Genomic DNA, 13,114 nt, shown 5'->3' with positions numbered 1-13,114 from the left:
AGAAAATGAAAAACATAGCAGCAATAGCGCTATTATCATCTATAGCTCTTGTGTCTTGTAAAAAAGAAACGGCAAAAATCACGAAAGTAGATCCTAAAACAGGAAAAACAGTAACGATAGAAGTTCCTGCTGATTCTGTAGCAAAGGTAGCAGAAAATCCAGCTATCAGAGATTCTGCCGGAATCGTTACTCAGACTTTCAAACTTGAAAAAGGTAAAACTTATCCTCTTACTACTTATCAGAGAGATGTAAAAACAATGACGGATCCTCAGGGGAAATCCATCACTGCCACATCGGAATCTACAGATGAAATGAACTTCACGGTAAATGACATCAAAGGAAACGTTTATGAAATGACGCTTAATTTAGTTTCTAAAAGAAGCTCTCAGTCTGCACAGGGGAAAACTGTTGTAGTAGACACTAAACAAGCTCTTCCGAAAGAAGACGACCTTAAAATGATCTGGAATATCAACAAAGCGCTTACCAGCAATAAACTTGATATGAAGATGGATACAAAAGGAAATGTGATTTCCATTACAGGTTTTGATGCTGTTTATACCAAAGTTACAACAGCTCTTACAACATTAATTAAGGATGCCAATGAAAGAGCGAGTGTTGTAGCAAGCCTTAAGCAGTCTTTTAATGAGAAAGTATTGAAAGATCAGTTCAATAAAAACCTTTCCATCATTCCTAAAAAAGGTGTAAAAATAGGTGAAAAATGGACAACTTCTGAAAATGCAGATCCAACCGGAACCATCAAGGTAACTTCAAACTATGTATTAAAGAGCCTTGGGAACGGAACTGCTGAAATTGCTGTAAGCGGAGGAATTCCTAAGAAAACTGAAAAGAAAGCTCAGGGACCTATCACACACAGCATGAGCAGTGAACTTGCTCAGAGCGGAACCATCAAATTTGATGAAAATACAGGATGGATCACCAACCAGAACATCAATGTAAAAACTACGCAGATAGAAACTATTTCAGACGGAAAACAATCTCAATCTATGAAAAGTGTTTCCAATTCTTCTGTAATGGTAAACCCTTCTGCAAAATAATTAAAGCTTAAAAGGGTAAGGATCAAACATTGATTCTTACTCTTTAAACCTTAAATCAATTTATTATGAAGTACATTCTTGAGTTAGTACTGTCCGCCATTATTATTTTCTTTGTATGGAATATTCTGAAAAGAATTTTCTTTAAGACATTTTACAGCTACAGGTTCAATAACCAACAGCAAAATAATTCACAGCAAGATATCAACAGCTCGAATAAGAATAACAATAAGAACCTTAAATGGGATGCGGAAACCGTAGATTATGAAGAGGTAAAAGAGAGTAAAGGTAAAAGGTAAAAAATCCAAGAAATAAAAGATAATAACCAGCATGGCAAAAAATAAAAACTTAATTTATATTGCAGTTTCATTAGTAGTATTTATAGTTTTAGCATTTTTATATTCAACTCCTGTATTTTCAGGAAAACAGCTTTTCCAGCATGATATTGTGCAATACAGAGGAGGAGCAAAAGAACTTCTAGACTATAGAGCTAACACAGGAAATGAAACCTATTGGAGTGACTCTATGTTCGGGGGAATGCCGACTTATCAGATGGGTAGCCAGTTTAAAGGTGACATCATCAAGAAAATCGACAGCAACCTGAATTTCCTGCCAAGACCAGTCAATTATCTTTTCCTGCTTTTTGCAGGTTTTTTCCTTTTGGGAATGGTAGTGGTCAGAAACTGGAAGTATGCCTTACTGGGTGCTACTTTCTTTGGGCTTTCCACTTATTTCTATATCATTATTGCTGCGGGACATAATGGAAAAGTAAATACTATTGAATATTTCGCTCCGCTTTTAGCCGGAATTTTACTGGTTTACATCAGAAAACAATATATCTGGGGATTCATTGTCACTACCCTTTTCATGGGTCTTCAGATTGCAGCAAACCATCCACAGATGACCTATTATCTGTTTCTGGCTCTAGGGTTTTTATTTCTGTCTGAGCTAATCAGAGCGATCCAGAAAAAGACTCCGATGAAACATTTCCTGATTTCTTCAGGAATTATAGCAGCTTCTTGTATTATTGGGGTTGGAATGAATTCCCAAAGAATTATGGCCAATTCTGAATATGTAAAAGAAACCGTTCGTGGAAAACAGATCTTAACCAATGACAGTCATACTTCAGGAAAATCCGGAATGGATAAGGAAAGTATGCTAATGTGGAGCTACGGACAACTGGAAACTTTAAACCTTTTCATTCCAAGATTAATGGGTGGCGGAAGCCAGGAACCGGAAGCTAAGGAAATGATGAATAAGGTACAGGAGCTTGTTCAGGAAAATGTAGGCTCTCAGGCTGAAATGGACAGAATTTCAAAAGGCTTCAGCGGAATGACGTATTGGGGAGACCAACCGGGAACTTCAGGACCTGCTTACCAGGGAGCTATTGTATGTTTCCTTGCTCTGTTAGGATTCTTCTTTGCATGGAAAAAATACCGTTACTGGATTTTAGGAGCTTCTATTCTAACCATCTTACTGGCCTGGGGAAGCAACTTTATGCCGTTATCTGATTTCTTTATTGATTACGTTCCGTTTTACAATAAATTCAGAGCACCATCTTCTATTCTTGTAGTAGTAGAATTATTATTCCCTTTAATTGCGATTTTAGGATTATACAGGTTCTTCACAGATGAAAAACTGACAGAGGAATACAAACAGAAGATTCTGATGTATGTAAGTGGCGGAACATTAGGGTTACTATTAATTCTTTTAATCTTCGGTAAATCATTACTAGGGTTTTCTACAGCAGGTGAGAAGACCTACTTCCCTCCTTTCCTTTTAGATTATCTGGTAGAAGAAAGATATAAACTATTTAAAATAGATGCTATAAAAGCATTTATCTATGTAGCTATTACTGCAGCTGCCCTATTCTTGAGTTTAAAGAAAAAACTTAACCCTAATATTGCTTTGGTAGTGATTGGTTTGGTAAGTTTATTTGATCTGTGGACAGTAAACAAACGTTATTTAAATGACGAAAATTATGTAGACAAGATCTTTGCTGAAAATCCTTTCCAGACAGAAAGTTCAGATCTATTAACTGAAAAGGTACAGGGAAATCCTAACCTTGAGTCTATTTTATCTAATGTAAATATTAACAAGACCTTAGAAACTATCGCTGAGAAAGATAAAGCTCACTATAGAATTTACAACCAAACCCTGGGTGTCACCAGTGAAACGAATACTTCTTACTTTAAAGCATCCATTGGTGGATACCATGCTGTAAAATTGAGAAGATATGACGATATACTGAATGAGTATATCAACAATACCGACACTGTAAAAACACCAAGAATATTAAACTTACTGAATGCAAAATACATGGTTTTCGGAGGTCCGGATCAGCCTCAGGTTGTTCCCAATCCTAAAGCGAACGGAAATGCATGGTTTGTAAGCGATCTTAAATTTGTAGATACTCCTAACGAAGAAATTAAATCTATCGGGGAAATCGATAATAAAAAAACAGCCGTTATTGCATCTTCTGACAAGGCTTATTTCAGTAATAAACCCGTTCAGGCAGATTCAACAGCATTCATCAATTTAACAAAATACCAACCTAACGAGTTAGAATTTAAATCTCAGTCGAAGACTCCTCAATTGGCCGTTTTCTCTGAAGTATATTATCCTCACGGATGGAAAGTTCTTATCGATGAAAAAGAGGTTCCTTACATTAAAGCAGATTATTTACTTCGTGCAGTACATGTTCCTGCTGGAAGTCACCACATCAGAATGGTATTTGAGCCGGAAGTGATTGAAAAAGGAAAATGGATCTCTTTATTAAGCTTCGGATTATTTATCGCCCTGGCAGCCTTTGGAATGTTCTGGATGAATAAGAATAAGAAAAAAGAAACTTTAGTTGAACAGAAAGCCTAATCTTAAACATTGCGCTTTGTCATTCTGAATGAAGCATAGCGCAATGAAGAATCTCAAATTAAAATGAAAACATTAGGAGCTCATAATTACTATGTTTATATACTGACCAACAAAATAAAAACAGTATTATACACAGGAGTTACCAATGATTTGAAAAACAGATTATATTGGCATCAACATCCAGAAGCTATTGATAGAAGTTTCACCTCAAAATATAAATGCTTTTATTTAATTTATTTTGAACATTTTGATGACATTGAGACCGCAATAAGAAGAGAAAAGCAAATAAAGGGCTGGACCAGAGAAAAAAAAAGAAACCCTAATTACAGAATTTAATTCCGATTGGAAATTTCTGAATGAAGAGATAGAATGAGATTCTTCACTACGCTTCGCTTCGTTCAGAATGACAAATGAATAATAGACGATTCATAAAAAATGGAACAAAAGAAAATATTGATTATCACCTATTACTGGCCTCCTGCGGGAGGTCCTGGTGTTCAAAGATGGTTGAAGTTCGCCAAATATCTGCCTGATTTTGGCTGGAAACCGGTGATCTATACCCCGGAAAATCCGAGTTATCCATTGATGGATGAAACCTTGATGAAGGATATTCCTGAAAACATTGAAATCGTCAGGACAAAAATCTGGGAGCCCTATCAACTGGCTGAAAAGCTTAATAAAAGCAACAAAAAATTCAAAGCCGGGCAATTTGATGTAGGAAAAAATCAAAGTTGGAAATCCAAACTCTCGATATGGGTAAGAGGCAATTTTTTCATTCCTGATGCCAGAGTTTTTTGGGTAAAACCATCTATTAAATTTTTGGAAAAATATTTACAGGAAAATAAGATTGACACCATCGTAACCTCAGGTCCACCCCACTCTCTTCACCTGATTGGATTAGGCTTAAAGGATAGATTACCAAATTTAAAATGGATTGCAGATTTCCGTGATCCATGGACAGAGATTTCCTACTACAAACATCTGAAACTTACCAAAGGTTCAGACAAAAAGCATCGTCAGCTGGAAAGCGCAGTCTTCAAGAATGCAGATATTACGCTGGCAACAAGTTATACGGATGCTGACAATTTTAGAAAAGCAGGGGCTAACGCCGTTTGTATTACCAATGGTTTTGATGAAAGTGATTCCAATGAGAAAGCAGCAGAACAAAAAGAGACCAATACGTCTTTTGTGTTAAGCTATATCGGAGTACTGGAGCAGCTTAGAAATCCTGAGAATCTTTGGAAAGCTCTGGATGAATTGATAAAGGAAAATACAGAATTTGCAAAGCATTTCAGCTTAAAATTTGTAGGAAGAATTGATGATAAAATCCTTCATACTATTGAAAATTCAAGTCTGAAAAATCATATTTTGAACCTTGGATATCTATCTCATGGCAAAGCGGTTGAAGAAATGCAGACCTCAGAAATGCTGCTGATTACCAATTTCCCGAATGAAGCTTCAAAAGGAATTATTCCAGGGAAGATATTTGAATATCTTGCATCCGGAAAACAGATCCTTTCATTTGGACCGGATCAGGCTGATGTTGCTAAAATCCTGGAAGAAACCCACGCCGGAAAACATTTCAGTTATGATGATTCCGAAACGGTAAAAAGGTTTATTCTTGAAAAATTTGAGCTTTGGAAAAACGGAAAGCTCTCTGAAAACACTCAACATATCGAGCAATTTTCAAGAAAAAATTTAACAAAGCAACTTATTGATATTTTATAAAGAAGTATCGAAAATTTCAAACCACAAAAGTCACAAAAGCTTTTATTTTAAATACTTTTGTGACTTTTGTAGTTTAGAAAACATTTAGTCTCTTTACACTTCTAAAATCTATTCCTTAAATGGTCCATTGGTCATTAACTACAGCGATCAGATAATATTTCCCCTGGAATTCTTCAAAAACAAAGCGGACCGTTTTCCAATCCATTTCACCATTCTTTTCAGTTCCTTTAATATAGTTTTCTGTAAAATCTTTTTTAGGATAAACTTTTTCAAGGTTATTCAATGAATTTCCGCCCCCGATAAATTTGTTCAACGAATATTGGGAAGTGGTAAAGTCACCGGAAAATACCCACTTTCCGAGATAATCATTAATTGTTGCTTTATAGGGATCTCCGGAACCATCCTTTGCTCCCCAAGTAAATAATGTTTTTGTGGGCTGGTATTTTTCAAATTCCTCTTTGGTAAAATGCTTGTCTCCTTTAGGATCTACAAATGCATACATGGAAAAACTTATTCCCTTTTCAGGATGAATCAGTGATGCAAATGTTTTGTAATCCTTAGCTTTTAAAGCTTTCAAAACCTCATCATTCGCTGTTTTAATATCACCTTCTTTCTTCACTTTTTCCTTAGCCATTGCAGCACTGTCCAGTGGTTTTACACGGGTAACAGTATCAATTTCGCTGGGAACCGGCTTTCCTGCTTCTTTCTTACAGGCCACTACCAGGCTCAGTATAAGGATTGAAACGAATAGTTTTTTCATATCTTTTAGTTTTATAATAACTAGAAAAACACCAAAACTGATGCCAATGCAGAATGTAAGATGTGAGGCTCAGCATATAGGACTTATGCTTATCAACCTTTCAATAGTCTCAAATCTAAAAGTATGAGTTTGGGCTTTCCTTTTTCCGACTATTCCGTCCCTCATCTATCCGTCTATTATCTATCCGTCTATTATCTATCCGTCTATTATCTAAATATCTATTATATCTCTGCTTATTATCTCCCCAAATGAATATTTTTCCCAATTACATCGTACCTTTGAGATATGGAAATTTTGGATATTCTCATTATAGGAGCAGGCCCTATCGGCATCAACTGTGCTATTGAAGCCCAGAAAAACAACTTGAATTATTTAATCTTAGAAAAAGGAACCATAGTCAACTCATTGTACCATTATCCTTTGTACATGCGGTTCTTTTCAACGGCTGAAAAACTGGAAATTGATAGAACTCCTTTTATTTCTACGGCTCCCAAACCGGGGAGGCAGGATGCATTGGAATACTATCAAGGAATTGCCAGACAAAAGAATCTGAATATTCACCTTTACGAAAAAGTGCTGAAAGTATCCAAAACACCTGATGTATTTGACATTGAGACCACAAAAGGAAAGTACAAGGCTAAAAATGTAGTGATTGCCACTGGATTTTATGACATCCCTAACCTGATGAATATTCCGGGTGAGGAACTTCCGAAAGTGAAACATTATTATACCGAACCTTATCCCTATGCAAAACAGAAAGTGGTAGTGGTAGGATCCAGCAATTCGGCGGTGGATGCAGCTCTTGAAACCTATAGAAAAGGCGCTGAAGTTACCATGATTATCCGCCATTCCGAAATTTCAAAAAGTGTAAAATATTGGGTAAAGCCGGATATTGAAAACCGGATTACAGAAGGAAGTATTAAGGCTTATTTTAATGCAGAAATGGTGGAAGTAAAAGAAAATTCCATAGTTTTTAAGGATGAAAATAACCATAGTCATGAGATTGAAAATGATTTTGTTTTGGCCATGACAGGCTACATTCCTGATTTTGAATTCCTGAAAAATTCAGGGATTGAATTGAATGGTGACTGCCTGAACCCATTTTATAACCTTGAAACTATGGAAACGAATGTTCCCGATCTCTATCTTGCAGGAGTAGTCTGTGGCGGAAAGGATACTCATCTATGGTTTATTGAAAATTCCAGAGTTCATGCCAGTATGATCGTCAACTCCATTTTGTCTAAGTATCCTGAAAAACATTCATAATTTTAAAATAGAGATCACTAATCATAAAAAGCAGAGATTACAGATGAAGAGGAAAGTATAGAAACATAAAGATATGATGAATAAATACTTATTTTTGGGCATCTTTTCAATCCTTCTACTGAGTTGTAAAGAAGAGAAAGGACAGGATAAATATCCGGACATTCCGGTTTTCCCAGCCACCTCTAATCCCAACATCGTAATAGAACCGTTAGTGAGTGATATAGATAAAATTTTCTATGATGATTCTGCCTTGGTTTATACACACTATGGGGACAGTATAAGTTTTTATTCTGCTCAGACTGGTGTGAGTCATAGTATTAAGAGCCGTGTTTTTGTATATGGTGATGGCTTTTTTATTGTAGAAAATAAAGAAGGAGAATATGAATTACTTAATGATATTACTTTAGAAAAACAGGAAATAAAAACCATTGACGAATCTGCCAGATATAAAAGAGGAGAAGATAGTTTAAGAAGCATCTATGCTCAAAAATCCGATTATGAACTCAATCAGATCAATGATTCTTTATTTATCAAGTATTTTTCCGCTAAATATAATATCCCGAAGGATAAAATTCCATTTACAGGTGATCTAAAAAAAGGAGATCTATATGTACATACAGGACAAGATCAGTTTATAGTATTGAATGCCCCTGAATCTTTGGATAAATTTCTAAATCCCTTACTACAGCCCACTGAAAAAAGAATACTTCCAAAATTTAAAAGACATTTCACTCCTTTTGAAAATGGTTCACTTTCCAAAAATATTTTTGAAGAATATGACTATGCCATGATGAGTAAATTCTGGGTATGGGGTGGCGGCGGAAATCATTTTGTTCTTGCTATTCCTCATAGGGTTGAAGCTGGATATTATTATATCAACATATCGATGAATCAGCAGAAGGGGAAATTCAAAATAATGTCAAGCGGCAATCCGGAATTTAACACCATTCCAAACAAAATCAACAACCAGCTTTATTTTGTAAATAACAGGCAATTGTATAAAGTTTTCACAAAATAGAACATGGGTACAATCAATATTATTCCTATTATCATTACCATACTACAGCTGGCAGGAATCAGTCATGTGTGGTATACTTATTTATATGAAGATGGGCAGATTCCTAAGTCATTCATAGAACTTAATATCCTTGCTGTATTCAGTATTTGTGTATGGGTGTTTTTCCGATGGAAATATTTTAAACCCGGAAAAAAAACAGGGCTATGGCTCTTGCCCATCAGTATTTCATTCCTCATCATTCTCGTATTGACGATTTTCTATATATTGATGGGAATTGATAAATACAAATAAAGCATATCAAGCACAAAAACCATGAAAATTAATCCTGTTATCATTTTAAATATATTCATTAGCATTTTTCTAATCATTGCAATTATGGTTATTATTTTGATGGTAAAAAATGAGATGAATTTGTATTATATTTCAGCAGCTTTCATGGTAAGTTTTCTTTTGTTTTTTATTTTATACACCATCAACAAAGGAATTCCCACTTCCAGCAATACAGATGAAATCAATAAGTATAAAGCCAAACTATTATATCATCAGGACTGCTTTACAGTTGTCACCTACACTCAGGATCTCATCATTGACTGGAGGGGTATAGAAGCTATTTTTTTTATCAATTCTCCTCCTCTTGACGGGGAATATCATACGATGGAATATCGGATTTTTTTAAATAAAAAACCTGAAGTGATAAGAAAGCTGCCACTTAGATGGTATGACAAAATCCTACCTGAGCCTAAACAGGAAAAATTTCCAATGATTAAAATTGATGATTATTACCATATTGATTTTAATACATTTTATCCATCCCTTGAAAAGTTCTTCCTTACCGAAAAAATATCATCTGATTTCCTAAATGGCAAATTTGGAAATGAGGTGAAGTATACCCAAAAAGAGAATAAAACTATTGGTGTTCCTTACAATAAACAACTCAAGACAACAGGCTTTTACAAAATATTTGACAAAGGAACTTATACTGATAGCGGTAGTTTGAAAGATTACAGAGAACAGGCAAAAGAACTATAACTTTTTAACCACCTGGGATAACAAAAAACAGGCTTACCTTTTGGATCAAAAACTGGAAAAATAAAAAGATCAGAATCTCTGATGAATGGAACAGGGATTTTTCAGGTTTCATCCATAATGTACAAAAATATCTTCCGGATGTTCATGATATTGATTTTAAAGAAGATAAAAGAAAAGGAATTCTTATCAGCAGGAGCGAAATTAAAAAAGCAACAGTTCTGTAATCATAGAAAGATGGAAACCGGAAAGAACCACAGCGCTTCCATGGAATATAGATCCATTTATTTCCAACTTTTATAAAATAAATTATAAAGCAGCTCAAAAACGGGCTGCTTTATAATTTTATATAATTATGATTTTATTCAAAAAAATTTATTATTCATAAAAAATAAAGATTCCGTTTTTAAACACAATGTGATTTTTAACGGAAAACCACATCATAAATTAATGATAATCAATAATTTAACATAAAATAAAATATTTCAAACATATGAGATAAATTTATACTTTTAGCAAAGTTATTATCATTTTAATAACGAAAAGAACCCAAAAATAAAAACATGAAAAAAAAAATCTACCTACTTTTGGCGATTGCTGCCATAGGAGGCCAAAGTCTGTATGCACAGAGCTTCTGGAAAAAAACAAAAATCAACGAGAGAAATTTAATTGAATCCAAAAGGAACATCGGAGCTGATTACTCCAACGCCTACTTCCTGGACATCAATCAATTGAAATCAGCATTACAGGCAGCTCCTGTATCCAAAACAGGAATAGCTACCCGGTCTACTGTAATCATAGACATTCCCGGATTAGATGGAAAGTTTGAAAGATACAGTGTTTATGAGACTTCCAACATGGTTCCTGAGCTAGCAGCTAAATTTCCGGATATTAAATCCTACAGAGGTACATCTGTAAGCAATCCTGGGAAAACAATCAGCTTTGGTCTTTCCCCCAAAGGAATCCATATTATTATATTGAATCCTGATCAAAAACCCACAGTGATTGAACCTGCTACCAAAGATGCCTCAGTATATTTGGTGAGCCCGGCTGTTCCGGAAATACTTTCAAAAATCAATAATTTCGAATGCCAGATTCAGGAAAAAAACTCTGGTGTTTCAGCCAAGGTATTCCCTACTGATAATACCAGTGACCAGAAATTCAGAACCTATAGACTGGCGGCATCTACCGATGGAGAATTTAGTGAATACCATGGTGGAACCGTTGCCAATTCAATAGCGGCTATTAATAACCTAATGAGCTATATCAATCCTGTTTATGAAAGGGATCTTTCCATTCATATGAATCTGGTAGCCAATAATGACCAGCTTATTTTCCTCGATAAAACTACAGATCCATATTCAACATTCACAGAGGCACAAACGTTAGATGATGAAATTAAAGCTACTCTTAATAATACTATCGGAAGTGGCAATTATGATCTGGGTATGCTATTTTCCAACCAAAAAACAGGAGGGGGAAAAGCTTCAGCTATTGGTTCGGTATGTAATGGAGGATTCGCTTATATTGGTCAGTTTACACCCGAAGGTTTTATGTATGCAATTGCTGCGGCTCATGAAATGGGACATATGTTTGGTGCCAACCACACCTTTTCAAAGCCTGAAAATGTAACTATAGTACCTTTATTATTTGGGCAGCCTCAAGAACCTCAGGTAATTATACCAGAAACAGGTGCTAACAGAGAAACTGGAAGTGGTGTAACTGTCATGGGTTATCCTGGGGTAACGGCAGTGTATGATGTAGCGGATAAATTCAATGATCAGTTTCTGCATTATAGTATCAGCCAGATTAATAAATACGTCAAAACAACCAGTTGTGCTACCATAACAGAATTAACCAATAATCCACCAACAGTAAATGCAGGATCTGATTATACAATTCCAAAAGGAACAGCATTTAAATTGACTGCTACAGGAACTGATCCTGATAATAATAGTTTGACTTATTCCTGGGAAGAAGCAGATATTGCAGCACCAAATCCGAATTTTGAAGTGGATTTCTTAGACTTACTTTTAAATCCGGCAGAGGTTGTACAAAATCAAATTGTTCCCAAAATGAAATTTACATATCCTGATCGTACTTCTGCTCTAAATCCAAATTTCAGGGTATATTCTCCAACTTCAAGCCCAACAAGATACCTTCCACCCCTCAATGAAGTTCTTGAAGGTAGTTTATACAGTACATGGAATATGACTTCTGATGTGGCCCGAAGTATGAAATTCATAAGCTTGGTAAGAGACAATGCTACTGGTGGTGGACAAACAGCAACAGATGAAGCCGTAGTAAATGTAGATGGAAGCACCGGACCATTTAAAATTACATCCTTATCATTAAACCAGAACTACTCATCTGGATCTTCTCATCTCTTAAAGTGGGATGTTGCCGGAACCAATACTGCTCCCATCAATACCCAATCTGTAAACATTTTAATTTCAACAGATGGTGGTACTACTTTTACACCACTTGTTTCCAATACGGCTAATGACGGGGAAGAAATGATTACCATTCCTTCTACTCCTGCCAAAAAAGCATTTATCATTGTAGAATCTGTAGGAAACATCTATTATGCAGCAAGTCCGGCTTTCGCTATTGATTATAATATCACCATGAACTGTACTCAATATCCGGCTGATGGAACATTTGCATTCAGCCCAGGTTCACCGGCAAATATTAATATCAATGTTGCCAATACAACCTTGATTGAGGATATTAATATCATTATGGATCTTACCTACACTGATATTAAAGAATCAGCCTTAATACTTAAAAGTCCCACAGATCAAGGTGATCAAATATTCTGGCTTGGAAACTGCTCAGGAACCAATGTACTGAAAGCCACATTTGACCAGGAGGGAGAATCTCCGGTGATGAACTGCAATAACCTGGGAACCAATCCACATATAGAACCTATAAGATTGGATCTAAGCAAATATTATGGCCAAAGTCCAAATGGAAACTGGCTTATAAAAGCATTACATACTTCTGATGTTCTTAATAATGTTACGGCAAACGATACTTCCGGAACAGTAAATGCTGCTGCCATTGAACTTTGTACCAGACAACCGATCTCTACCCTCTCAGTAAATGACAAGGTATTAGAAAAAGATGGATTCCAGATCTATCCAAACCCATCCAATGGAAAGTTCAATGTTCTGATGAAAAAGAATACTGCTACAGAGGTACACATCTTTGATATTGCCGGAAGATTGGTACACAGCCAGACCGGTATTACCAATGAAACCCGCATAGATCTTACCAGCTTTGCTAAAGGAAACTATATTATGGTCTTCAATGTAGATGGCAAAAAAGTAGCTAAAAAGGTAATTATCAAATAAACTTAATAATATTTATATTCAATGAAAACCCCAGCCG

General features: G+C 35.5%; 11 protein-coding genes. 10 read left to right on the top strand and 1 reads right to left on the bottom strand.

Going from position 1 to position 13,114, the window contains the following annotated elements:
• The first annotated feature begins 5 nt into the window (after positions 1-5).
• The 5 genes from J2772_RS07900 (at position 6) to J2772_RS07880 (ending at position 5,651) form a co-directional block, all read left to right on the top strand.
• Complete coding sequence (locus J2772_RS07900) at positions 6-1,055, top strand: DUF6263 family protein (RefSeq protein ID WP_209915406.1); 1,050 nt, start codon at positions 6-8, stop codon at positions 1,053-1,055.
• A 65-nt stretch (positions 1,056-1,120) separates the two neighbouring features.
• Positions 1,121-1,351, top strand: a complete 231-nt coding sequence (locus tag J2772_RS07895) for a hypothetical protein (RefSeq protein ID WP_209915404.1) — start codon at positions 1,121-1,123, stop codon at positions 1,349-1,351.
• Between the two features lie 31 nt (positions 1,352-1,382).
• On the top strand, positions 1,383-3,923 hold the full coding sequence (locus tag J2772_RS07890) for a YfhO family protein (protein ID WP_209915402.1): 2,541 nt from the start codon (positions 1,383-1,385) through the stop codon (positions 3,921-3,923).
• A 63-nt stretch (positions 3,924-3,986) separates the two neighbouring features.
• Positions 3,987-4,259, top strand: a complete 273-nt coding sequence (locus tag J2772_RS07885; protein WP_245365178.1) for a GIY-YIG nuclease family protein — start codon at positions 3,987-3,989, stop codon at positions 4,257-4,259.
• Between the two features lie 99 nt (positions 4,260-4,358).
• Complete coding sequence (locus J2772_RS07880; RefSeq protein WP_209915400.1) at positions 4,359-5,651, top strand: glycosyl transferase family 1; 1,293 nt, start codon at positions 4,359-4,361, stop codon at positions 5,649-5,651.
• 115 nt (positions 5,652-5,766) lie between these two features.
• On the opposite strand, the gene J2772_RS07875 is transcribed toward J2772_RS07880, so the two are convergent.
• On the bottom strand, positions 5,767-6,411 hold the full coding sequence (locus J2772_RS07875; RefSeq protein ID WP_209915398.1) for a hypothetical protein: 645 nt from the start codon (positions 6,409-6,411) through the stop codon (positions 5,767-5,769).
• A gap of 285 nt (positions 6,412-6,696) precedes the next feature.
• Here J2772_RS07875 and J2772_RS07870 point away from each other — a divergent pair, with 285 nt between their 5' ends.
• From J2772_RS07870 to J2772_RS07850, 5 genes are all read left to right on the top strand, one after another.
• Complete coding sequence (locus J2772_RS07870; RefSeq protein WP_209915395.1) at positions 6,697-7,677, top strand: YpdA family putative bacillithiol disulfide reductase; 981 nt, start codon at positions 6,697-6,699, stop codon at positions 7,675-7,677.
• Between the two features lie 73 nt (positions 7,678-7,750).
• Complete coding sequence (locus tag J2772_RS07865) at positions 7,751-8,695, top strand: hypothetical protein (protein ID WP_209915393.1); 945 nt, start codon at positions 7,751-7,753, stop codon at positions 8,693-8,695.
• A gap of 3 nt (positions 8,696-8,698) precedes the next feature.
• On the top strand, positions 8,699-8,986 hold the full coding sequence (locus tag J2772_RS07860) for a hypothetical protein (protein WP_209915391.1): 288 nt from the start codon (positions 8,699-8,701) through the stop codon (positions 8,984-8,986).
• 114 nt (positions 8,987-9,100) lie between these two features.
• On the top strand, positions 9,101-9,724 hold the full coding sequence (locus tag J2772_RS07855; protein WP_209915389.1) for a hypothetical protein: 624 nt from the start codon (positions 9,101-9,103) through the stop codon (positions 9,722-9,724).
• Between the two features lie 560 nt (positions 9,725-10,284).
• Positions 10,285-13,077 carry a reprolysin-like metallopeptidase gene (locus tag J2772_RS07850; protein WP_209915387.1) on the top strand — a complete coding sequence of 931 codons (2,793 nt, stop codon included), beginning with the start codon at positions 10,285-10,287 and terminating at the stop codon, positions 13,075-13,077.
• Positions 13,078-13,114: the final 37 nt, after the last annotated feature.

Origin of the sequence: Chryseobacterium jejuense (assembly GCF_017877355.1) — a bacterium.
Taxonomy (GTDB): domain Bacteria; phylum Bacteroidota; class Bacteroidia; order Flavobacteriales; family Weeksellaceae; genus Chryseobacterium; species Chryseobacterium jejuense_A.
The sequence above is the reverse complement of the archived record's forward strand: the minus strand, read 5'-3'. Positions and strand labels throughout refer to the sequence as shown.